This window comes from Pseudomonas sp. 2957, from assembly GCF_031456345.1.
In the GTDB taxonomy this organism is placed as follows: domain Bacteria; phylum Pseudomonadota; class Gammaproteobacteria; order Pseudomonadales; family Pseudomonadaceae; genus Aquipseudomonas; species Aquipseudomonas siliginis.
In genome coordinates this window covers 19,964-41,399 of sequence record NZ_JAVDUL010000006.1, presented here as the reverse complement: position 1 = coordinate 41,399, position 21,436 = coordinate 19,964, and the positions used below count along the sequence as shown (strand labels likewise).

General features: G+C 56.1%; 22 protein-coding genes. 9 read left to right on the top strand and 13 right to left on the bottom strand.

Annotated elements, in window-relative coordinates; all coding sequences use genetic code 11:
* Positions 1–5: 5 nt before the first annotated feature.
* Positions 6–311: a metal-sensing transcriptional repressor gene (locus J2Y39_RS21310; RefSeq protein WP_122699136.1), complete on the bottom strand. Its 306-nt coding sequence runs from the start codon at positions 309–311 to the stop codon at positions 6–8.
* Positions 312–683: 372 nt separating this feature from the next.
* Positions 684–1,577 (bottom strand): AraC family transcriptional regulator, encoded by an 894-nt coding sequence (locus tag J2Y39_RS21305; RefSeq protein ID WP_310219553.1) that lies wholly within the window; start codon positions 1,575–1,577, stop codon positions 684–686.
* A 274-nt stretch (positions 1,578–1,851) separates the two neighbouring features.
* On the opposite strand from J2Y39_RS21305, the gene J2Y39_RS21300 reads away from it, so the two are divergent.
* On the top strand, positions 1,852–2,364 hold the full coding sequence (locus J2Y39_RS21300; protein WP_310219551.1) for a nuclear transport factor 2 family protein: 513 nt from the start codon (positions 1,852–1,854) through the stop codon (positions 2,362–2,364).
* Between the two features lie 521 nt (positions 2,365–2,885).
* Positions 2,886–4,034, top strand: coding sequence for an AAA family ATPase (locus J2Y39_RS21295; RefSeq protein WP_310219549.1), 1,149 nt, complete (start codon positions 2,886–2,888; stop codon positions 4,032–4,034).
* An 812-nt stretch (positions 4,035–4,846) separates the two neighbouring features.
* On the opposite strand, the gene J2Y39_RS21290 is transcribed toward J2Y39_RS21295, so the two are convergent.
* From J2Y39_RS21290 to J2Y39_RS21265, 6 genes are all read right to left on the bottom strand, one after another.
* Complete coding sequence (locus J2Y39_RS21290) at positions 4,847–5,182, bottom strand: hypothetical protein (RefSeq protein ID WP_310219547.1); 336 nt, start codon at positions 5,180–5,182, stop codon at positions 4,847–4,849.
* A gap of 110 nt (positions 5,183–5,292) precedes the next feature.
* Entirely contained in the window at positions 5,293–5,481 is a 189-nt protein-coding gene (locus J2Y39_RS21285) for a hypothetical protein (protein ID WP_310219545.1), read from the bottom strand.
* 323 nt (positions 5,482–5,804) lie between these two features.
* A complete protein-coding gene (locus J2Y39_RS21280) occupies positions 5,805–6,410 on the bottom strand; it encodes a hypothetical protein (RefSeq protein WP_310219544.1) in 606 nt (201 codons plus the stop codon).
* Between the two features lie 26 nt (positions 6,411–6,436).
* The gene (locus J2Y39_RS21275; protein ID WP_310219543.1) at positions 6,437–7,330 is read right to left on the bottom strand and encodes a glycine zipper family protein; all 894 of its coding nucleotides are present in this window, start codon (positions 7,328–7,330) and stop codon (positions 6,437–6,439) included.
* Positions 7,327–7,857, bottom strand: coding sequence for a PAAR domain-containing protein (locus tag J2Y39_RS21270; RefSeq protein ID WP_310219541.1), 531 nt, complete (start codon positions 7,855–7,857; stop codon positions 7,327–7,329). The genes J2Y39_RS21275 and J2Y39_RS21270 overlap by 4 nt, the downstream gene beginning before the upstream one ends.
* A 123-nt stretch (positions 7,858–7,980) precedes the next feature.
* Complete coding sequence (locus tag J2Y39_RS21265; protein ID WP_310219540.1) at positions 7,981–8,913, bottom strand: LysR family transcriptional regulator; 933 nt, start codon at positions 8,911–8,913, stop codon at positions 7,981–7,983.
* Between the two features lie 146 nt (positions 8,914–9,059).
* On the opposite strand from J2Y39_RS21265, the gene J2Y39_RS21260 reads away from it, so the two are divergent.
* The 4 genes from J2Y39_RS21260 to J2Y39_RS21245 all read left to right on the top strand — a co-directional run bounded on the left by J2Y39_RS21260 (position 9,060) and on the right by J2Y39_RS21245 (position 13,092).
* On the top strand, positions 9,060–10,106 hold the full coding sequence (locus J2Y39_RS21260) for an SDR family oxidoreductase (RefSeq protein WP_310219539.1): 1,047 nt from the start codon (positions 9,060–9,062) through the stop codon (positions 10,104–10,106).
* A 57-nt stretch (positions 10,107–10,163) separates the two neighbouring features.
* A complete protein-coding gene (locus J2Y39_RS21255) occupies positions 10,164–11,474 on the top strand; it encodes an MFS transporter (RefSeq protein ID WP_310219538.1) in 1,311 nt (436 codons plus the stop codon).
* A gap of 84 nt (positions 11,475–11,558) precedes the next feature.
* Positions 11,559–12,101, top strand: coding sequence for an AAA family ATPase (locus tag J2Y39_RS21250; protein WP_310219537.1), 543 nt, complete (start codon positions 11,559–11,561; stop codon positions 12,099–12,101).
* A gap of 88 nt (positions 12,102–12,189) precedes the next feature.
* The gene (locus tag J2Y39_RS21245; RefSeq protein ID WP_056784990.1) at positions 12,190–13,092 is read left to right on the top strand and encodes a bestrophin family protein; all 903 of its coding nucleotides are present in this window, start codon (positions 12,190–12,192) and stop codon (positions 13,090–13,092) included.
* Between the two features lie 43 nt (positions 13,093–13,135).
* On the opposite strand, the gene J2Y39_RS21240 is transcribed toward J2Y39_RS21245, so the two are convergent.
* The 3 genes from J2Y39_RS21240 to J2Y39_RS21230 all read right to left on the bottom strand — a co-directional run bounded on the left by J2Y39_RS21240 (position 13,136) and on the right by J2Y39_RS21230 (position 15,141).
* The gene (locus J2Y39_RS21240; protein ID WP_236169219.1) at positions 13,136–13,435 is read right to left on the bottom strand and encodes a hypothetical protein; all 300 of its coding nucleotides are present in this window, start codon (positions 13,433–13,435) and stop codon (positions 13,136–13,138) included.
* A gap of 112 nt (positions 13,436–13,547) precedes the next feature.
* Positions 13,548–14,297 (bottom strand): methyltransferase domain-containing protein, encoded by a 750-nt coding sequence (locus tag J2Y39_RS21235; protein ID WP_310219536.1) that lies wholly within the window; start codon positions 14,295–14,297, stop codon positions 13,548–13,550.
* 46 nt (positions 14,298–14,343) lie between these two features.
* Positions 14,344–15,141, bottom strand: coding sequence for a glutathione S-transferase family protein (locus J2Y39_RS21230; protein WP_217356742.1), 798 nt, complete (start codon positions 15,139–15,141; stop codon positions 14,344–14,346).
* 30 nt (positions 15,142–15,171) lie between these two features.
* On the opposite strand from J2Y39_RS21230, the gene J2Y39_RS21225 reads away from it, so the two are divergent.
* Positions 15,172–16,185 carry an AraC family transcriptional regulator ligand-binding domain-containing protein gene (locus J2Y39_RS21225; RefSeq protein ID WP_310219534.1) on the top strand — a complete coding sequence of 338 codons (1,014 nt, stop codon included), beginning with the start codon at positions 15,172–15,174 and terminating at the stop codon, positions 16,183–16,185.
* A gap of 51 nt (positions 16,186–16,236) precedes the next feature.
* Here the strand turns inward: J2Y39_RS21225 and J2Y39_RS21220 are convergent, their stop codons facing one another.
* On the bottom strand, positions 16,237–16,635 hold the full coding sequence (locus tag J2Y39_RS21220) for a hypothetical protein (protein ID WP_310219533.1): 399 nt from the start codon (positions 16,633–16,635) through the stop codon (positions 16,237–16,239).
* A 357-nt stretch (positions 16,636–16,992) separates the two neighbouring features.
* Here J2Y39_RS21220 and J2Y39_RS21215 point away from each other — a divergent pair, with 357 nt between their 5' ends.
* A complete protein-coding gene (locus tag J2Y39_RS21215) occupies positions 16,993–17,976 on the top strand; it encodes a helix-turn-helix transcriptional regulator (protein WP_310219531.1) in 984 nt (327 codons plus the stop codon).
* 168 nt (positions 17,977–18,144) lie between these two features.
* Entirely contained in the window at positions 18,145–19,272 is a 1,128-nt protein-coding gene (locus J2Y39_RS21210) for a mechanosensitive ion channel family protein (RefSeq protein WP_150742647.1), read from the top strand.
* 36 nt (positions 19,273–19,308) lie between these two features.
* Here the strand turns inward: J2Y39_RS21210 and J2Y39_RS21205 are convergent, their stop codons facing one another.
* A complete protein-coding gene (locus J2Y39_RS21205; RefSeq protein WP_310219529.1) occupies positions 19,309–21,228 on the bottom strand; it encodes a tyrosine-protein phosphatase in 1,920 nt (639 codons plus the stop codon).
* Positions 21,229–21,436: the final 208 nt, after the last annotated feature.

Here is a 21,436-nt window from a genome sequence, read left to right as displayed (position 1 = left end):
CAGACCTAAAGGTACTTGGTGATTTGTTTGAAGGCTTCCAGCGGTGCGCGCTCGCCATTGCCTAGCGCCGAAACGGTATCTTCGAGGCAGTGGTCGATGTGATCCTGGATGAGCGTGCGTTTGGCCTGGCAGATCGCTTTCTCTACCGCATGAAGCTGCTGGGCGATATCCACACACTGACGCCCTTCTTCGATCATGGTGATGATGCCGCGCAAATGCCCGTCCGCCCGTTTGAGGCGTTTGATGATCGCCTCATGACTTTGGTGAGTGTGGGGATGGCTGTGGTCGTGTTCGTGTTCGTGTTCACTCATGAGTTGAGTCTCAGGGCTCGATGAATCGCTGGCATCCTATCCCCCCAGGGGGGATTAGGCAAATCGCTTGAACGCCCTGTCAACGAGTTGAAACCTTTAACGCCATGTACAGCAAAACACTGACAACGACGGTAGTAATCGCGCTTGCTCTCGCCATGTTCATGGCCTGGGTCGGGCATACCTATTCGTTGCCAGTCACCTCGGGGCAGCCAGCCTGGGAGATCGCTCAGGACGTCCATCGTTCTCACGGCGAAGAGTCGTCATCCAGCCACGACCGGCGATTACCCGAGCGTCAAACAGTAGTCCGGAACACATGGAAAACGAGGCCGCAAATGCGGCCTCGTTTTTTCTGCGTGAAGAAAAGTGCTGGATTCAAATTCCACAAATGTCCGTGCGCAGCCGCCAGGCGTCCTTCGCCGGTGGCATGCCGAACAGACGGGCGTAGTCTCGGCTGAACTGCGAGGGACTTTCGTAACCGACTGCATATCCCGCCTCTGCGGCATCGACCGCTTCGGTGACCATCAGCCGGCGTGCTTCCTGTAGCCGCAACTGGTTACGAAATTCCAGCGGGCTCATCGAGGTGATCGCCTTGAAATGCGTATGAAAAGAAGAACGGCTCATGCCGGCGATACTGACGAGGTCATCTATTCGGCATGCTTCGCTGTAGTGGCTGCGTAGCCAGGCAATGGCCTTGGCGATCTGGTTCAAGCGGCTGTCTGCTTGCGTCATCTGCCTGATGATGCTGTTGCCTTTCTCGGTTAGAAGGCGATAAAGCATTTCGCGAATCACCAGCGGAGCGAGCGCTTCGATATCCCGCGGTCTGTCGAGCAGCCCCGCGAGTCGAACCGCTGCATCCAACAGTTCTGGAGTCGTATCGTTGAGCGTAACGCCTGCCGGCGGTGCACTGACGCTCTCTTCTCTTAGCGGATGGCGCAGCGCAAGTTCACTCAACACAGCGGTATCGAGATCCAGCGCCAGGCACAGATAAGGGACACCCTCACTCGCCTCGATGACCGAGCCCATCACCGGAAGGTCTACCGATGCAATCAGGTACTTGGCCGGATCGTAAACATAGACGGTAGTACCCAGCATCGCTTGTTTACGTCCCTGAGCGACAAGGCAGAGTGTCGGCTCGTACACCACCGGCATAGGCATCGTGGGCGAAGCCGAGCGAATAAGGCTGACACCTGGGATCGCGGTGCTGTGAATGCCGTCATCCAGGACGTGACGACCAACGATATCGACAAGCTTTGAAAGGGAATTCAAACACAACTCCATAACGTGGGGATGCGGCGGTTAAACATCTGGCCTGTCGGATGATCAAGCAAGAAATCAGGACGATCCTGCAACAGCCCTCCTCCGCTCATAAGTCACACTTCAGATGAAGCCCAGAGGTACTGCCGGCCAAACCCGCGCCGATTCTTTGCCAAAGCCCCATATAGAGCAACGGCGCGGGAAAACGCAACTAGCGGCTTACAGATAACAACCACGGCCCATCCAACTCGACGGGGCTCATCGGACAGATTAAGGAGCACAGGAAATGACGCTTGTTCAACGCCTCTCTACAGCGCTAGCACTGGTCCTCACCACACTCATCGCAGGGCCGGCGCCCGCCGTGGCCAGCGAACCGACTACGGAACGCAATCGCCAATTCATTGCGCAAGCGTTCAACCAGTGGGCTCAAGGCGGCCGGACGTTCTTCACAGATGTCCTGGCTCCCGATGTGATCTGGACAATCAAGGGGACGAGCCCCTCGGCGGGTACTTATCGCGGCCGAGATGACTTCCTGAAACGCGCAGTCCAACCCTTCGCAAAACGGCTCGCCTCGCCCGTTCGCCCGACGGTGACGGATATCTGGGCTGAGGGCGATGACGTCGTCGTGCACTGGGACGGCACCGCCACCGCAGCCGATGGCGCGCCTTATCGCAACAGCTACGTATGGATCATGCGCATACGAAATATGCAGGCAGTTGAGGTCATTGCCTTTCTCGACCTGGTGCCTTATGACGACGTTATCAGACGAATTCCGGTTAAAGCAGGCGATGGTGAATAAAGAAGCCCGCCAGGATCAACTGAGGATCTGCTCGCGAGAGGCTGCAGGATATTACGTAGGTGGACATGTCGCCGAATGTCGGCTTTCGGCCAATAGCAGTCTGCTAGGATTTGACTCCAGCTTACCTCCGTTGCGATTGCTTGGTGGCGCCTGCTAAATGCTTCGAGGCAGCGTAGAGCGCGGAAGTTTTCGCAGTGCAAAGCCAACCAGAAGCAGAAATTCTGCTCAGTGGGACGTAAAAATCTTGGGCGACGTCGCCGAAAACTGGACATCCTATGTAGGCCTCAGGTTGTGCAGACTCCCCGCCAAATACCGAGATTGCTCCTCGTAATGATGCCACCGTTTCGATGGCCACTTATATTTGATAAGCTCGGTCAAAAAGCGCAGGCTTAGGCACTTAACTAAGCGTGGGACGATCGGCTCATACTCAACTCAATAATTCGACGCTGAGAGCAAGTTCGGGTTATTGATCGAGTCCAGATGAAGCCAAGAAAAATCGAAAAAAAGGGGCGAATGGCGAGATGCTAATTACCAAGCTAACATTGAAAAACTGGCGCAACTTCAAAAAACTTGAAGTCCCCCTCCAAAACAGAACCTACATTATCGGCTCAAATGCTTCAGGCAAGTCCAATTTGCTGGATGTTTTTAGATTTCTTCGCGATATCTGCAAACCTGCTGGTGGAGGATTACAGAAAGCAATCGAGGATCGAGGCGGAATAAAAAAGCTTCGATGCCTGCAAGCAAGATCTGATATCGAAGTAAAAATCGATATTGAAATTTCTGAAGAATTTGGTGAGCCTCCGGTTTGGGAATACTCCTTGGGTTTCAAACCTGAGGGGACGGGTGCTCAGCGAATATTTGTGACTCAAGAAATAGCAAAATTTAATGGAGCTGTAGTCCTAAATCGTCCTGATAGATACGATGCAAAAGATCGAGTGCGCCTTACCCAAACCGCGCTTGAACAAATAAATGCGAACAAGGATTTCCGCGACATTTCTGATTTCTTGGGAAATACAACTTACCTTCACCTAGTGCCTCAGCTGCTGAAATTTTCAGAAGCATCAGGAAGAATCTTAGAGGATGATCCATTTGGTCAAGGTTTATTACAAAGAATCGCTAAAACCCCGACTCGGTCCAGAGATGCCAAACTCCGGCGTATTCAAGCAGCACTAGAGAAAGCGGTACCCCAGTTCAGCGAGCTTAAATTTGAGTTGGATAAAACAAATGGCCAACCCCATTTAATGGCATCGTATCAACATTGGAGGAACCATGGGGCGTGGCAAAGGGAGGACCAATTCTCTGATGGAACCTTGCGTCTTATAGGCCTGCTTTGGATGCTGCAAGAAAGCAACAGTTTATTGTTGCTAGAGGAGCCAGAGTTATCGCTCAATGACTCAATTGTGTCCCATATTCCATTGATGATTGACAGGATATTGCGAAAGCAAAAGGCACTTGGTAGGCAGGTTATAATTACGACGCATAGTGAGGCGCTTCTAAGGAATCCTCTCGAAAGCAATTCAATATTACTACTTGAGCCTGGAGCAGACGGAACTACTGCGCGTGTAGCAGATGAATTTGAAATGGGTTTAATGAACGCAGGGATGACACCTGCAGAGGTTATGCTTCCGAAAGCTCGGCCAAGCCACATAGATCAATTAGGCCTGCTGTGATGGAGGTGCGTATTGTTGTCGTGGGGGAGGATCAGCTTTGTTGCGCTTTGGCGATAAAGCTAGTTCGTCATTTAAAGAAGGAGGCAATCATTCAGCAATCGACTGTCGCAAACGGATGTGCGCCTTTTCGCTTAATGATAGACAAAATGAACTCAATCGCTCAAACCGTTATGCCGGTCCTCATGCTTGCGGATGCTGACCAAGCACCATGTGTGGTTACCCAGCGTGACGCTTGGATGCCCGCCCATCCATCCCCACGACTTTCCCTAAGATTAGCTGTACGGGAAGCCGAGTCATGGGTTCTTGCGGATCATGAAGGCTTCTCTGCGTTCGCTCAATTAAGCCCAGCATTGATGACTCGCTCACCTGATAAACTCATGGATCCAAAGCAGGAACTCCTTCGGCTCATTCGCAAATCAAAGCGTAGAGATCTTAGGGAAGAGATGCTACCTCGGAAAGGGAGCTCATCTCCTGTGGGCTTGGGTTACAACAACCACCTGACACAATTTGTACATGAGTTTTGGTGCGCTGAACGGGCTTCAGAACGATCACCGAGCCTCGCTCGCTCTATCCCGAGAATTGCCGCAATACTCTAGTTGTGATCGACAGACTTCCAAACCTTGACAGAAAAAGGGACTGATTAATTCCTGAGAAATAAATCAGTCCCTTTTTTTCAATTCGATAATCCTGTAAGGGGGCTGATTTATTTCCAGAGAATAGATAAGTCCGATCTGGATCTATAATCACTTTCCCAATCTGTATTCCGTTGTGGAGACTAGGAAAACATTTCCGCGCCCTGTGATTACTTTGCATCAGAACGTTGGCGATTTCTGATTCTCATTGTCGATGGTCATCTTATATTCACCGCCGGGAAACTCTTGATAATCCACATGATTTCCATAGAGATCCATCCCCTGCTTCGCCAGTGCAAGTTTTAAGGAACTATTAGTCCGAACATTAGAGCTGCTTTTAATCGATATTGCTTCGTATACGTTAGGTGTGACTAAGATACCCACATAGATAACAAATGAGCGGCTTTCACCTGGCTCTAATAACAATGGGAGTTTCACAGTTTTTTGATCGGCGGTCATTATTCCACCATCGATTCCACTGTAGGAGGTGAAGTCTGGTGATTGGCCAGTACTCATCGAGTACTGCATTAAAGAGAGCTTTTGGTTTCCAGTGTTTGAGAAACTGACTTCCCAAGGAATCTGTACGACACGTCCAAGAGATCCTAAGTCATGAGAAGTGATACGGATTAGCCGTCAACGTGCGGGTTTAATCGAACAGTCAAATCTTCTTTTTGTAATATTTGAAATTGTCGTTTCTGCTCATCAAGGGCGTAGGTTTGTTGAAGGTAGGCCACAAGGATAGCGCAGATAGCAACAGCTAAAGATATTACGGCCATGATTCGAGCAAATTTGTCGCTGTTGGTGTTTTCGGTCATTTTGGTTGCGTCTATTGATGTAGAGAAGATAGGGGCAATCTATTTGTATAATAATGGGCAAGCAATTGTGCGTATTCAGGACAACAACTTTATTCTTCAGCATGACCGAAACGGCGCTGAAGCGTATGTGCTATTGCGGAACAAGTAAATAGCACTCTTACCTCACGTACGACAAAAGCCCGCAAAGTAGGCTTTTTTTGTGTACATCTTCTGGCTCATTTCAATGACTGCTTGTGACCCGTAGCGGTCGCTTGTGAGCGTCCGCGAATGACAGAAAGCATCCATCGAACTGTGCCCCACTTTCGGCCGAAGCAGAGCTATAGCTATTCGAGATCCAGAGTCAACTCTAGGCTCCTGATCCACTCCTCAGGTGCGGAATATCTTGCGTAATAAGCGGTTCTTTCTGCTGGACTTAGCGATGAAAAAAATGGAAAGAAATAGTTGTCGTTGTAAAAACCTTGTGCCCCCTGCATGTCACCTCCCCACCAAGACGCCTCGTATCCATCGAAGACCAACCACGGCGGAGGGGCCGCAATTTTCGTTTCGCTTAACAGGGTCAATAGCTCAGAACTGTTGGTGATCAGCCGAATCGTAGCGCTATTGAATTCTTTATATGAAATCGAAAATATAAGCTGTTCATCACTCAGTCGATGTTGAAAGCGGGTTACGACCAATCCATTGAACACTCTTTCATTGATAGGTGTGAACCGTTCTTTAATGAGGCTTTCAAGATCCGCTACCTCAGCTCTGCCGATGACAAAACTTGAGTAATAGGCTTGTATTCCTGCAGTAGTCAACGCTGAGTAAACAGGGTAATTTCGATGTCCTGCTACAGCCTCAGTGACCGTGATTCCAAATATAGATTTTAACTCTACAACCGAATAACCAACGATTTGCTCCTCGGGGGTAGTCTTGAACACGTTTTTCATACGACCTAACCAGCTCATATACTTTTTCACTCTTGTAGGTAGTCAGCGAGCCAGGTCGCGCCCAGGTACCCTGCAGTGCCAAATATTATTCCACCGATTGCACCACTTACAAATGCACCAGGTCCGGTTTCTATACCAACCGCAGCACCTGCAACGAACCCTATCCTTGCACCGGCCATCGCGCCTCCCCAGCCGCCTGCTTGCTTCACAACTTCGACAGAAATAGGTTTAACGCTTTTTTGCTTAATTGATTCTTCTGCTGCTAACTTTAGGTCATACGCAGTAAAACCAATGGCGAAAACCCTTACGACTCTTGCCCCCTTCATGAGCGTATTGGTCACTTGATAAGACCTTGGTGTGAAAATCGCATTTGCTGGTACTTTTTCTGCTTTCACCAGTACTTCTTTGTCGATATCTCTCACCCAGCTAGCAATCTGGTCGATTCTCGCCGAGTTCTTCGGAGCTACTTTTTTATAGTCCTCTAACGACTTAAGGATTTCCTCCGTCGTAACTAACTTTGCTCCAGCCGCCTTCGCTTTCTCAATGTCGATATAGACAACTTTTCCGTCGAACCTTGGAGAGCCGCCGGGAAACTCGGAGCTTGTTGAAAGATAGCTTGATGGATATTTCCTGCTGCTAAATACGTGTTCTGCTACGGTGGCATTTGAGTTCGGAGCGACGGGGCGCATACCATATTTTTCGGGCCAGACTTCGTGTTTCATCTGGAATTCCGGTAAATTTTTTGCGACAAGATGAGGATTGTCCGGAGACGAGTAAATTTTTCTAACTAAAAATCCATCCTTGCCGATTTCATCGACTGCGACGAAAAGATGAATATTCGCCGGCATCGCATAGCCAGGTACGTTACTTACCGAGCCGGCTTCCTTGTTTGTGGGTACTTTGCAAGAAAACTCCGTCATGCTTCACCCCACTTCTCAAGGGCCGCAACTCCTGTAGTAATTTCCAGAGTTTCTTGTTTGCTCGTAGCAATTCTCGGAGTACGTCCCGACTCATCTGAAAACCCGGTATAGACCATTCCTGACTCATCTTTGATGTGGTAGGGAACGTTAGCTAATGGCTGACCATCAGTACCAACGATACGAAACTGCTCATCGAAGACCAGTGCCCAAAGCGGCATTGCGGAAGGAGGTGTGAAATCCGCTGGAGTATGCGAGTTACCAATTATTACGGTACTGGAGCCAGTGATGACGTTATTCCCATGGGCGCCAGTGCTACCAACGGTTGCTGCAGGTAATCCATTGATGAGCACCGTCGAAGCTACATCTCCGACGATAGGGCTGCCACATGCGCTCTTATCAGTTTGCCGAGCGGCAGCTAACCCATCGAAGAAAACGTCTGGAGACCCAGAGGCAATTGGATTAACGCCATGACCAGGCAAAGGGCAAGAGGTAGGGTCGCTAACGCGAGCGGCAGGTTTGCCTGACATCTTTAACATCCTTGTAAAATTAGAATCAGAGGAATTCTGGCATAAAAGAAGGGTCGCCAACCATATGTACCCCAGATTAGGGCATTGGGGTTTGAGCAGAGTTCGATTGAGGGCTGATTGGCCTTACGAAACGATGCTAAAGACACCTGAACTCTCCGCAATCTCCCCTTCCCCCCGCAAAAAATCCACAAACGCCCTCAGCGGCGAAGGCATGTGACGGCGGCCGTGGTAGTAAAGAAACGGGCCGTCGAAAGCTTGCCACCAGTCCTCGAGAATCGGCACCAGTCGACCATCGGAGAGCGGCTCGCGCAGGAAGTCCTCGAAGGTATAGACGATGCCCAGTCCGTTGATGGCCGAGCGAATTTTCAGATCGTGTGACGACGTCAGCAGTTGCCCCTGAGGCGGGATACGCACGATACGGCCGTCTCGATGGAACTCGAATACGCCGACTTTGCCACTCTCGAACCGATGGCCAAGCAGGTCATGCCCCGGCAGTTCTTCGGGGTGAGTGGGCGTACCGCGTTCAGCCAGATAGCGCGGGGCGGCGGCTGCAACGAAGCGTTGTCGACGCGGGCCGATGGGCACGGCGATCATGTCTTTGGCCAGGCTCTCTTCATAGCGCACGCCGGCGTCATACCCGCCAGCGTTGACGTCGACGAAGGTGTTGTCCATCACCACTTCAACACTAATCCCTGGATAAAGGCGCAGAAAACGCGCCAGCAGATCGGGCAACAGAAAGCGTGCCACCGGCACTGGCACATTGAGCTTGAGCGTGCCGACCGGGCGCTGAGCGTCGTCGTCCAGATCGTTGAAAGCGGCGTCGATCTCCTGCAAGGCCGGGCGCAGGCGTTCGAGCAATCGCTCGCCGGCTGCCGTCGGCGTGACGCTGCGGGTGGTTCGATTGAGCAGGCGCACGCCCAAGTCGCCTTCCAGCCGACGCATGCAGTCGCTCAACGACGAGGCGGACAGCCCGCGCTTTTGCGCGGCAGCACGAAATCCCCCCGCCTCGACCACCGCAGCAAATATCGACACATCGGTAAGGTTTGGTTTACGCATGGACGCTCCCTCCGCAAGCGACTGACTGTACGCCATAGCGTACGGGCCATCCACCAATGCCCGACTTATCCTCGCGCATTCGTACACCGATACTGCTCACTCGCCCCCGCCAACCGGGAACCTGTCACGCGAATGAGATTTCCCCAATGAGCCATTCACCCGCTACGCCGAGCAATACTGCGACCCAACGCCTCCTCAAGGCCACCCGAATGCTGTTCGCCATTTCCGCGATGGCCGGCACACTGGCTGCGCAGGCGACTCCCCGAACGGAGCCGAAGCCGGACTGGTCCACCCACGATATGCACAGCCAGAAAGGCCGCATCGTGCTGGTCACCGGAGGAACCAGCGGCATGGGCTATGAAGACGCGCTGGCCCTGACCCGCGCCGGTGCCGTGGTGATCATCGCCGCACGCAACGCCGAGCGCGGCCGCGAGGCGATCGCAAAAATCAAACAAGCCGTGCCCGAGGCGCGCGTGCAATTCGAAACGATGGACCTTGCCAATCTGCAATCGGTGCGCGACCTCGCCAACCGTCTGCAAGGGCACCTGCCGAGGCTCGACGTGCTGATCAACAATGCCGCGATCATGTCGCCGCCTGTTCGAGGCGTTTCCGCCGATGGCTACGAGATGCAACTGGCGACCAATTACCTGGGGCATTTCGCCCTGACCGGCCTGCTGATGCCCCTGCTACGCAAAAGCGACGATGGTCGGGTGGTCAGCCTGTCGAGCATCGCCGCCGGGCGCGCGACCCTTAATTTTGATGACCTGCAGGCTGAGCGCAGTTACGACCCTTTTGCCAGCTACAGCCAATCGAAACTGGCGATACTCAAGTGGAGTATCGAGCTGCAGCAGCGCAGCGATGCCGCCGGTTGGGGGATACGCAGCATCGCCGCGCACCCCGGCGTCGCCGTGACCGAGCTGATCGCCCGTGGGCCTGGCCTGGACAGTCAATTCGGCAAACAATGGGCGGTAGAGCGGGACATGTATCATTCCGCAGCGCAGGGCGCGCTGCCCACGCTGTATGCGGCGACGGCGCTGGAGGCGGTTGGCGGCGCCTACTACGGCCCCACCGGTGATAACGAGAAGCGCGGGCCGCTGGGCTTCGCCAAGATGCCGCCGGCCGCTGCCGATCGCTCGAATTCGGCCACACTGTGGCAACTCTCTGAGCGACTGACCGGCGTCACCTACCGCTGACCGCCCGGCACGGGCAGGCCCCGTGCCATTGCCCTGCCACTCCCACAGGAGCGCAACATGGATACGTCTCTTCTTGCCCACCGCGCCGGCGCCATCATCAATGCCGAGGCTCACGAGCTGCGCCCTGCGCTCAACGGCTTTCTGCTGTTCGTTTGTCTGTTCGCCGGCTATTTCATGCTCCGTCCGATCCGCGAATCGATGGGCATCACTGCCGGCGTCGAGAACTTGCAGTGGCTGTTCACCGCGACCTTCCTGGTCATGCTGACGGCCGTTCCGCTGTTCGCCTGGCTCAGCGCACGCGTGCCGCGCCTGCATTTCGTGGACTGGGTATACGGATTCTTCTGCTCCAATCTGCTGTTGTTCGCCGCCTTGTTCCTGGGCGAGGAAAGCCCGTGGCTGGCGCGCGTGTTTTACGTGTGGATATCGGTCTACAACCTGTTTGTCGTATCGGTCGCCTGGAGCCTGATGGCCGATGTATTCGACAGTGCCCAGGCCAAACGCCTGTTCGCTTTCATCGCGGCGGGCGCCAGCGTCGGCGGCCTTTGTGGCCCTGCGCTGAGCGCCTTGCTGATCGGTTCGCTGGGCGAGTCCGGCCTGATGCTGCTGGCCGCTGTTCTGCTGGGCGCTGCGATGTGGTTCAAGCGCCAGCTGATGCACTGGCGTGAAAGGGGTGGCGCAGGACGCCCCGATGCCGCGCCGAGCGAAAGCCCTCGCAGGCCGTTGCCGGGCAATCCGTTCAGCGGTATGACGGCCGTTGTGAAATCACCTTATCTGCTCGGCATCTGCGGTTTTGTGGTGCTGCTGGCAACAGTCTCCACCTTCCTTTACTTCGAGCAGGCACGCGTCGTCGCCGAACACTTCCCGGACCGCGAGGCGCAGGTGCGCGTGTTCGGCATCATCGACTTTGTCGTGCAGGCAGGCGCCCTGTTCTGTCAGCTGTTCATCACTGGACGCCTCGCGCAAAAACTAGGTGTCGGCGTGCTGTTGGCCATGGTGCCGCTGGTCATGTGCGCGGGGTTTATCGGGCTGATCTTCGCCCCCAGCTTTGGCCTGATCGCCGCGCTGATGATCGTGCGCCGCATCGGTGAGTACGCCTTCGTGCGCCCAGGCCGAGAGATGCTGTTTGCCCCGCTCGATGCCGAAAGCAAGTACAAGGCGAAGAACTTCATCGACACCGTGGTCTACCGCGCCGGCGATGCCATCAGTGCCTGGGCGAAAAGCGCGCTGGACGCCCTCAGCCAAGGTGCAGGCATGGCAGCGCTGGTCGGCGCGTTGTGTGCACTGCTGTGGGGGCTGCTGGGATGGCGGCTCGGCGAACGGGCGGACCGCCGAGCCAGTTTGTCGGCAGTCCGGCAAAACCCAGCGTAGCGCTCAAGAGTCATTGACTGAGACAGGCATTGCCGTAGAATCGCCCGCCCAAAAAATCAGCTTGCAGAGCGAGAAGGAGCTTCGATGCAACGGGTGATGATTGTTGGTCAGCCTGGGTCTGGCAAAAGTACGTTGGCGCGCAAGCTGGGTAAGCGCACGGGGTTGCCGGTCGTGCATATCGACACGATCCACTGGCAGCCAGGCTGGATCGAGCGAAGCCCGGATGAGAAGACCCGACTCTGCCTGGAGGTCGAGGCGCGTGATCGCTGGATATTCGAAGGTGGCCATTCAACCACTTGGGAAAATCGCGTCGCCCGTGCAGATCTGCTGATCTGGATCGATCGTTCGCCACCGCTTCGATTCTTGCGCGTCCTGCGTAGAACGCTGCTCAACCACGGTCAGTCTCGGCCCGACTTGCCGGAAAACTGCCCCGAACAGCTGGCGAATCTGCCGGAGTTTCTAAAGTTAATGTGGCGGACGAGAAAAACCTCGCGAGCCAAAATGCGCCAATTCGTGTCAACGGCGCCATCGGCTTGCCGGGTGGTTCATCTGCGGTCGAATCGAGAGACGAGGATTTTTCTTGAAAGCATTCGCCATGCACAGGGCCAGACTTTGCAGACTGACTGACGGCTGACCGCTCCACCAGGGAACTGCGGGTGCCAGGCATCGTCCGAGCTTAAGCGTTTAAGCAAACTGCTCGCCACGAGGTTTCCGTTTGAAAGCTGCCATCGTCAAAAAATACCGTCTGATCATCAAGACCCTGGGTTACGTGGGCTGGTCTTTGTTCTGGTTGCTGCTCTGGGACATCGCCGTCACCGTCGACTTCATGCTGTTTCTCAACGCCAAGCTGAACCTGCCGTTGATGCCGCTGACCTTGCTCGGTTCGGCGTTGATCGTGTTGATCAGTTTTCGCAACAGCAGCGCTTACAACCGCTGGTGGGAGGCGCGGACGCTGTGGGGGTCGATGATCAACAATTCCCGCAGCTTCGCCAGGCAGGTGCTGACGCTGCTGGACGACGCTGGTGGCGAGGTGAACCCGGTCAAATCCACGCTGTTGCGCCGCCACGTGGCCTACGTGAATTGCCTCGCCGCGCACCTACAGGGCCAGCCATGTCCCGACGAGGTGCGAGCGTTTATTCCCGCCGAAGAATTTGCCCGCAGCGGCACGACCAATAACTTTGCCAACGATATCCTCACCGGGTCGGCGACTCTGCTCGCTCGCGAATACAAGGCCGGGCATCTGGACAGTATTCGCCTGGCGCGGCTCGAGTCGACCCTGGTGGACTTGTCCAACAGCCAAGGCGGAATGGAGCGGATCGCCAATACCCCGCTGCCCTACCCTTATGTATATTTCCCACGGCTGTTCATTTCGCTGTTCTGCCTGATCGTCCCGATAGGACTGGTGGAATCCCTCGGCTGGTTCACGCCGCTGGCGTCGACCGTGGTCGGGTTCATGCTGCTGGCCATCGAGCGCATCGGCACCGATCTGCAAAGTCCGTTTCGCCACAGCGAACACCAGATTCAGATGGAAGCGCTGTGCGAAACCATTGAAAAGAACTTGCAGTCGATGCAGCGTGATTCCTTGGGGGATGTGCGCAGGGTTGAAGAGCACGCTTGAGGCGCTGCTTTAGCAGCAGCGCTTTTCATCAGCTGCGGAGCGGCTATTGACGAGTGTCCGCCTCCTCGGCCGGGTAAAACTCGCCCTGCTTGCCCATTTCTTCCAGCCGTTCGCGCGCTACCGCCTCAACACGGGCCACTGCGTCTCGATCGTCAGGGTCAACCAACTGCAAGCACAGGCGTCGAACATTCTGATCATGGGTTCCCTCGCTGAGCATTTCGTGGGTGAAGACTTGTTCAGCACGCCATAGGCATAACTGGGTATGGGTCCCGCCGAGCCATATCTCGTTGATTGATCCAAGATCAGTGGTTGCCAGTTGATCCACGGTGATTGTCTTATCCATTGCGCCGTACCTGTAAAAATGTTCGTAGACAGGTACGACTAGCGGGCACAGTGGGTCGTTCCAAGCGTCGCACTTTCCCACTGCATCCGCGGTATATCCTCCTCTCAAAACGTCAACTTTTCCGAGCCCAACTCCCAAACATCACATCACCGACGTAGATGCCCGAAGAAGCTGAACGCTCCTGATCCAGACGCTCCTGCAATGTTTCAATCTCTACCTCTTCTGCACTGGCCACCCCTAACGCAATGATTCGCGGCAAGCATGCTCGAACGATGGCGCCAAGGCTGTAGGGCGCATCAGGCGTTTGCATCAGGCACTCAGCGCGCACGCTTTCAACGGTCAAGCCTGCCTGAGTGAAAATGCCGTGCAGGTTGAACCCGATGTGCAAATCCGCTCCTTCGCGAGCAAGCATTTGCTGTAACCAACGTTGCGCTTTTTCATGCAAAGGGAAAGGCTCGACGCTGGCGGGCGCCATCGTCGTATCGTGTTCCTGGAAGATCATGATCCCGCCGGGACGCAGACATCTCGACAGCGCTCGGATCGTCGCCACCGCATCCGGTTGATACATCAGAACGCGCCTGCCGACGATGGCGTCAAAACTGCCGATAGAGTCTGGCAATTCCAAGAGGTCTCCCTCAAGAAAGGTCGGCGCATGTCCTGCGGTGCGCTGGCGTGCAACGGCAATGGCAATGGCAGCGGCATCGTGATCAACGCCGATGATCTCCCCGCCTCTTCCCACGAGATCACACAGCAAAAACGAAACATCACCCGAACCGCAACCTACGTCCAGGATTCGCATCCCTTCACCAATGCCCGCATCGATCAGCAAGCGTGTGGTGAAGTCGAGTCGGTTGAGCGGCATTATCAAATTCCCTGAGTTTTGCGAAAAATCATGGCAGGCGCATCAGTCATCTGGCCCCCAACAGCGCTTCATCCTTCGCCACCGCACGTTTGTAGGCGTCGCGGCTGGTCAACTTCTGGGCATAGGCGAGAAACGCAGGCCTGGGCGGCAAGGTTTGCAAGCCTAACCCCCAGCCAATGTGGGAGCCAACATAAACGTCTGCAGCGGTGAAGCGTTCCCCGGCGATAAACGGATGCGCCAATACCGCGCGCTCAAGCTGATCGACCGTGCGCTCATAGCTTCCGTAGCCAAAGAAAAACTCCTGATCCGGAGTCGGGTTGAAACTGGCGCGGTAGTTGGTGACCGCCTGCTCCAGCGGCCCCGCAGCGAAAAACATCCACCGGTAATAAGCGGCGCGCTCCGCTGCCACTGGCGCCAGCCCGGCTTCGGGAAATGCCTGAGCCAGATAGGCACAGATGGCGGCGGTTTCTGTTATGGTTTGCCCGTTATGCACCAGGGCCGGGATCTTCCCCATCGGGTTAACGTCGCGAAAAAAACTGGCGCGCGAACCATCAGCGTCGTTCATCGTCGGCGCCGCCAGCGCAGCACCACCCCAGCGGTCAGACTGACTGGTCGACTGGTAATCCATCACCACCGTCTCATACGCGCAGCCGATTTCTTCGAGCATCCAGCGCACCATACGGCCGCGAGAATTGGGGTTGGTATAGAAAGTCATTGTCATCGTGAGCTCCTTTTGGCTCGGTGTGTTGACGACAATGGTAAAAGCGAAGCGGTATGAGCCTGTGGGCGCCTTCCGCCAGAATACTTGCAGAACGCGCCATTGGCGGCGCATTGCATCACGCATCACCGCTATCCTGCAGTTCGGAGTCTGGAAATGCCGCACCTTCACACCAGCGCCGAGCGGTGTAAATTGCCCAGGGTGTTCTGGGAATCAATAGCGCAGCTGGGACTGGATCCCTCGTTGATTGAGCAACATGCTCAACTGCCCCCTGACCTTCATTTGAACGAATCGACCTTTGTCAGCACACAGCAGTTGTTCGCTGTCTGGAACGCCATTGAGGCGCTTTCGGCGGATCCGGCTTTTGCGATAAAAATGGTTCGCGACACGCCCAGTGCGAAGCACAAAATGGCGTTCATCACGGCGTTATATGCTGCTGATTATCGCGACGGACTTGCGCGGTTGGCGCGCTTGCAGCGCCTGTGCAGTCCCGACAAATTATCCATGGTCGAGCGCCAGAACACTGTGTCATTCACGATTCAGTGGCCATCCGGCACGGGGCCTGCGCCCTATCTTGCAGTGGAGGCGTGTTTTGCCTTGGTACTGGAGCTCGGTCGACGAGGCACCGGAACACACATCACGCCTATGTCATTGAGCTTGCGGCGGCCAAAGCCACCGCTGGAAACTCACTCGGATTATTTCGCCTGTCCCATCAACTACGGCGCCAGCCATGACGAGATGATCGTGAGCGCCTCTGATCTTGACCGGCCGTTTCTGCAACACAATGCGCAGGTGCTGCACATGATGAGCCCCGGCCTCGATGCCGCATTACGCGCAATTGAGGCGCCGATTGGCTTCTGTGAGCAGGTCATTGAAATATTCAAGCGCACGCTGGCGAACGGACGGCCAAGTTTGCAACACCTCGCCAGAGAACTGTTGCAGAGCGAGCGAACCTTGCAGCGCCGTTTGGCGTCCGAGGGCACGACCTTCAACGCGCTGCTCAACGAGGCGAGGCGTCAAGTTGGGTTGCAGCTGCTGGCTGATACGAGCCTGGAGCTCAAAGAGGTGGCGTATCTTCTGGGTTATGACGACGTCAACTCTTACTATCGGGCCTTTCGGCAGGTGGAAAAGGTTACGCCCAGTCAGTGGCGTCGTTCTTTCAATACCTGATATAAACCAGGCGTGAAGCAGCCGCTACCCGCTCTCAAAATGATGTCCGCTCTAGTTGGCGATAAATTTGTTGTTGGTTTTACTCGTCGTACTGTCAACGAACCAAATCGAGCCCCCATCTGTTAACACTTTGCTGCATTCCTTACCGTATTTTTGATAGGCAACGCAGATCACATCCCCCGTAATCACCCAACTTCCTGACTGCATGGACTCGCTGGAGATCTGAATTTGTGCAGTTCCGTCAGCGCTTAATACTTGAGAGAAAGGATAACCAGTTGACGTTACGCTGGAATATTTTCGGCCAATGACCGTAGTTTTTATTTCGCTGCCCGTTAGCTGCTTTGCGGTCGCCGGCGCGTCCGCATGGGCATCGAGCGCAGCTTGATTACCGGACGAAGCGCAGCCAATCATAAATAGAACGGCAACCGCACAAAAAAGGAGCTTTTTCATAACTATCACCCTTTCGCTTATTGAAGCGCTATAGAAGTACCGGACTTATATTAGACACGGAACGGATCGACAATATATTCGATTACTATAAAGCCAATAGCACTCCCACCTATCCTTCCCCACACTGTAAAGCAATCGGACACAATTCGATTTAGTTCGGTAGCGTCGCCGCCATTCAATTTTGCAAACTCACACCATTCAACTTAACCATGTAGTGCTGGCGCCGAATTGGCGATTCATCAGAAGTGACCGCTGAAGTCGAAAGCAAACGATGCTCCAAAGCCTTGTCACCAGACAGTCACGCCAATTCACTAATCTTCCCATCCCTCCCGTCGCCCCAAGAGCCCGCATTCCAAAATGCCGCCCATCACCGCCACCTCCCCAACCCGGCAAAAAATCATCCTGCGCTCCGACAACCTCACCTCTTCCGACTTCGGCGCCCTGTTCTCCAGGCTCTTCGGCAACCGCTACGCCGATACTCCGCCGCCGCCCTCCAACATCATCATCGGCGGGGTCTACGGGCGGCACGACGGGGTGAGTTTTCGGCGTATGCATTACCACGGCGACTTCAGCGTCACCCTCCCCGATCCGCAGAACGAAATCACTTTCGTCATCCCCACCGCCGGCAAGATCGTTTTCAACCACGCCACCGAGTCCATCGGCATGGCGCACATCGGTCTGGCGATCGACAAGGCGGATATCCGTTCGATGCGTTTTGTTGACGATCACGCGCATCACGGCATTTCGATCAATCGTCTGCAGCTCACCGAGCGGTTGTCGGCGCTGCTGGAGAAACCGGTCGTGCAGAAGATCGTGTTTGAGCCAAGCGTGGATCTGAATACCCCGGCATTTCAGGGCCTCAAGGCGTTGATCGATCTGGCCACGGGCACTGAGTTCGATGCCTTGATCAACAGCGGCACGTTGATGCCGTCACGGTTGCGCGAGATGTTGATCGATGCGGTGCTGGAGGCGTGGCCGCACAATTTCACCGAGGCATTACGGGGGCCGGCGCCGTGTGTGGCGCCGCGACATGTGAAGGTGGCGATGGAGTTTATTCAGGCGCATCCGCAGCAGTTGGTCAGTGGCGTGGACCTGGCGCGGTTGAGCCATGTCAGCCAGCGCGCATTGCAGGAAGGTTTTCGGCGTTTTGTCGGGATGTCGATCGTGGCGTATCAGCGGCAGGTGCGTTTGCAGCGCGCCTATGAAGCGTTGGTGCGCGGGCATGCAAGCTCTGTGACGGAGGTGGCGTTGAGCTTTGGCTTCAGTAATGTCGGGCGCTTTTGTCAGTATTTTCAAAGCGCTTACGGCGTAAGCCCAGCGGAGTTGAAGGCCAGGCGTTGACCATTCGGTCCGGCGAAACCTGCATTTGATTGAACAGCAGGAATCTCAGGACGACTAACCCCAGACAGGTCGCTTGACGGCATAGCCGATTCAGGCGGCGTTTACCTGGCTGCGGCCGGCGCTGCGCTTCTGCGCCAGCGTCGTCGCAGGCTTCGCAAGGGGGTTTCAATGACTGAGGATTTCATCGGCTTTTTCACGACGCACACACTTCTGGGAATTTCACTGGCGAACTGGGTCTTGGCGTTGCTCGCCGCAACGCTCAGTTATCTGCTGACCACCACGGCTATCCGCTTCGTTTTCCGCAAGGTGCAGGCGCGGGCCACTGCCGGCAATGGGCATCTGACGTACATGGCCAGCGAAGTGCTGGCGGCGACCAGCACCACGTTGCTGCTGTTGGCATCGATTCTGGTCGGCATCGGCTTGCTGGATTTGCCCGAGCGCTGGCTCGGGCGGGTCAGCAGTTTGTGGTTCGTGGTGGCGGCGTTGCAGGTCGGCCTGTGGACCAACCGCGCACTGGCGCTGGGGCTGCATCGCTATTTTTCGCGGCATAACGCGACCGGCTCTTTTCAGGCGAGCGCTCTGGCGACCCTGAGCCTGTGGGGCGTCAAGGTGTTGCTGTGGGCGGTGATTCTGCTGGCGATGCTGTCGAATCTGGGCGTCAACATCACTGCGTTCGTCGCCAGCCTGGGTGTCGGCGGTATCGCGGTGGCGCTGGCGGTGCAGAACATTCTCGGCGACGTGTTCGCCTCGCTGTCGATTGCCGTCGACAAGCCGTTTGAGGTGGGCGATTTCATCGTCGTCGGCACGCTGGCCGGTACGGTCGAGCACGTCGGCCTGAAGACCACGCGCATCCGCAGTCTTGGCGGTGAGCAGATTGTCATGGCCAACGCCGACATGATCGGCAGCACCATTCAGAACTACAAACGCTTGCAGGAGCGTCGAGTGGTGTTCGAATTTCGTCTGACTTACGAGTGCACCAGCGAACAGATCCGCCAGATCACTCAACGCGTTGAAAGCATCATCAAGAACGAAAAACAGGCGCGCTTCGACCGCTGCCATTTCCGCAGTTTTGGTGAGAGCGCGCTGGAATTCGAGACGGTGTATATCGTTCTGGACGCCAGCTACAACGTCTACATGGACGTACAGCAACGCATCAATCTGGCAATCATGGAAGCGGTGGCCGAGCTGGACGCGACGTTCGCCTTCCCGGCGCGCACCGTGCATGTCGCCTCGCTGCCCGAACCCACCGCGCAACCGGCACGCACACAGCAACCTTCGCGTGCGCAGCATGCTTGAGCGCAAGAGCCCGGCAACCTGCCGAGCTCGCTGTGTTCAAAAGGCGTAACTGGCCTTTAGACCGCCATTGAAACCATGGCTGTCACCGCCACCGTTGGCGCCGACCTCAGCGCCTACACTCAGGGCGCCGAGGTTGGCCATCAGATTAACGCCGCCGCTGAACTGGTCGCGATTGTCGAACGCCGCGCGCTGCTCGATATCCAGCCCCAGCAGGTGGCCTTCGCTGTCGACTTGCTGATCGCCGAGCGCACGTTCATAGCCCACGCGAACGCCCGGGACCAACTGCCACGCACCCATTGCCACCGGCGCGAATGACACGTCGAGATTAGCCACCGCGCTGCGGCGGGTTTGCTTGATGCCGTCGACGTCGAGCGCCAGTTCACTGCCCTTCTCTTTGAAACCTTGCAAGTCGAGATGACTGACGCGAAAGCCCAGGTTCGGTTCGACAATCACGCTGCTCAGCGGCAGGCGATAACCCAACGCCACGGTCGCGCCAGTGAGATTGCCGTGAGTGTCGCCCTTGGCAGTGCCGAGACCACCGCCAAGCTCGCGTTTGCTGTCGTAGTCGACGTATCCGGCGCTGGCGTTGGCATCGACAAACATGCCGCGTTCAAGGCTGGTCAGGCCGTAACGCGCGCCGAGGTTGAGGAAGGTGAAGTCTGTATTGGCCTCGCCACCCGCGCCGCCCACGCTGCCCTTGCTGTAGCCAAAGCCGCCGCGCGCGCTGAGTTGTTCGTTGAAGCGCTGGGTAATGCCGAGCATCAGGCCCTGGCTGTGTTCGTTGCTGCTCTCGGCATGGGTCGAGCCGTCAGTGCCGAGGTAGCCGGCAAGCGCGGTACTCCAGAGGCGGTATTGGCCGATCTTCAGATCGCTGCCGCTGGCAAACGGTGCGGCGGCTTGTTCGATCATCGCGTTCTGCCGCAGCAGGTAGCTGGCCGCATCAGCGTGGACCTGACCGCCGACTTGAGATTCGACACCGCCCAGACTGCCGGCGTCGATCGCCGATTGCAGGTAGTAGTTGTAGGCGCTGTAGGTGCCGGACAGCTCGGAGTTCTGCAGCTGGCGCAGCAACTCGGCACCAGCGGCGGCATTGCCGATCAGCCCGGCCTGACCCGGCAAGCTGTTGTACTCCACCAATTTTCCGCGCAGCACATAGATGGTTTCCTGGGACAGACCGAGGCCCTGCTTGAGGTAGTTGTCCATGCTGCCGTACTCAGCGGCGACCTGGTCGAGACCGGCCTGCAAATAACTGGCCTGCACCCCGAGCAGCGGCTCGTAGACAGCGGCCATGCTCGGCGGCAAGGCTTTCAAGGTCGCGGCAACTCGGGCGGCGGTGTAGTCGTTGGTCGCCAGGTAGTTGGCCATGATCGTCGCCTCATCAACGCCAGCGATGCTCTGCAACACGGCGGCGGTCCAGCCGGTGCGGTCCTTGCCGGCGGTGCAGTGAAACAACTGCGCGGCGTCGACACTGGCCAGCTCATTGAACAACTGGCCGAACTGCCCGCGCATGCCGGCATCGCTGACGAAGGCGCGGTTGGTTTCCTCCATCATCGCCACGGCCTCGGCGGCGCTGTGGAACGAGATATTGGTGATGTTCGCACCAGAGGTGGTGCTGCCAATGATGTCGATATTGCGGTAGGCCGCGCCCGTGATCATCGTGTCGGGCGTGGCGGCAATTTCGCTCGGCGTGCGCAAGTCGTAAATGGCTTTGATGCCAAGCCCATTGAGTGTCGCCAGATCCGCCGTCGACGGCGTCAGTGCGTTGGAACGGTAGAACACGCCGCTGCGCATAACGCCGTCGTGGGCGGTGGAGTACGCGGTGGTGATGCCGGCGATGTCGCGAAAGTTGTCGATACCGCTCAAGCGCGGCGTGTCGAGGCTGACAGGCTCGGCCGCGTGGGCAGCGGCGATGGACAGGCTCAGAACGGACAGCGAACACAGAAGACGTTGGAACACAGTGCAGCCTCATGAAATCAGCGTTGGGCTGGTCACTATGGGCAGACGAGTGGGAGGGAATATGACAGTTTCGGCTGGCTACAAAATGCCTGCGCGAATGGGCCGTGGAGTGCGTGATCGGTATCAATCCTGCTTGGATGTGTTGAAGATCCCTGTGGCAGCGAGCCTGCTCATGAAAGCGGCGTGTCAGCCGATTATATTCAAACTG

What these genes read in the sequence shown, in the direction of transcription:
- J2Y39_RS21280 (WP_310219544.1), bottom strand. Translation starts at nt 6,410, where the DNA reads ATGAAAAACGTGTTCAAGACTACCCCCGAGGAGCAAATCGTTGGTTAT.
- J2Y39_RS21290 (WP_310219547.1), bottom strand. Translation starts at nt 5,182, where the DNA reads ATGAGTACTGGCCAATCACCAGACTTCACCTCCTACAGTGGAATCGAT.
- J2Y39_RS21210 (WP_150742647.1), top strand. Translation starts at nt 18,145, where the DNA reads ATGACTGAGGATTTCATCGGCTTTTTCACGACGCACACACTTCTGGGA.
- J2Y39_RS21250 (WP_310219537.1), top strand. Translation starts at nt 11,559, where the DNA reads ATGCAACGGGTGATGATTGTTGGTCAGCCTGGGTCTGGCAAAAGTACG.
- J2Y39_RS21260 (WP_310219539.1), top strand. Translation starts at nt 9,060, where the DNA reads ATGAGCCATTCACCCGCTACGCCGAGCAATACTGCGACCCAACGCCTC.
- J2Y39_RS21235 (WP_310219536.1), bottom strand. Translation starts at nt 14,297, where the DNA reads ATGCCGCTCAACCGACTCGACTTCACCACACGCTTGCTGATCGATGCG.
- J2Y39_RS21300 (WP_310219551.1), top strand. Translation starts at nt 1,852, where the DNA reads ATGACGCTTGTTCAACGCCTCTCTACAGCGCTAGCACTGGTCCTCACC.
- J2Y39_RS21225 (WP_310219534.1), top strand. Translation starts at nt 15,172, where the DNA reads ATGCCGCACCTTCACACCAGCGCCGAGCGGTGTAAATTGCCCAGGGTG.
- J2Y39_RS21215 (WP_310219531.1), top strand. Translation starts at nt 16,993, where the DNA reads ATGCCGCCCATCACCGCCACCTCCCCAACCCGGCAAAAAATCATCCTG.
- J2Y39_RS21220 (WP_310219533.1), bottom strand. Translation starts at nt 16,635, where the DNA reads ATGAAAAAGCTCCTTTTTTGTGCGGTTGCCGTTCTATTTATGATTGGC.
- J2Y39_RS21275 (WP_310219543.1), bottom strand. Translation starts at nt 7,330, where the DNA reads ATGACGGAGTTTTCTTGCAAAGTACCCACAAACAAGGAAGCCGGCTCG.
- J2Y39_RS21310 (WP_122699136.1), bottom strand. Translation starts at nt 311, where the DNA reads ATGAGTGAACACGAACACGAACACGACCACAGCCATCCCCACACTCAC.
- J2Y39_RS21265 (WP_310219540.1), bottom strand. Translation starts at nt 8,913, where the DNA reads ATGCGTAAACCAAACCTTACCGATGTGTCGATATTTGCTGCGGTGGTC.
- J2Y39_RS21230 (WP_217356742.1), bottom strand. Translation starts at nt 15,141, where the DNA reads ATGCGTGATGCAATGCGCCGCCAATGGCGCGTTCTGCAAGTATTCTGG.
- J2Y39_RS21295 (WP_310219549.1), top strand. Translation starts at nt 2,886, where the DNA reads ATGCTAATTACCAAGCTAACATTGAAAAACTGGCGCAACTTCAAAAAA.
- J2Y39_RS21270 (WP_310219541.1), bottom strand. Translation starts at nt 7,857, where the DNA reads ATGTCAGGCAAACCTGCCGCTCGCGTTAGCGACCCTACCTCTTGCCCT.
- J2Y39_RS21255 (WP_310219538.1), top strand. Translation starts at nt 10,164, where the DNA reads ATGGATACGTCTCTTCTTGCCCACCGCGCCGGCGCCATCATCAATGCC.
- J2Y39_RS21285 (WP_310219545.1), bottom strand. Translation starts at nt 5,481, where the DNA reads ATGACCGAAAACACCAACAGCGACAAATTTGCTCGAATCATGGCCGTA.
- J2Y39_RS21240 (WP_236169219.1), bottom strand. Translation starts at nt 13,435, where the DNA reads ATGGATAAGACAATCACCGTGGATCAACTGGCAACCACTGATCTTGGA.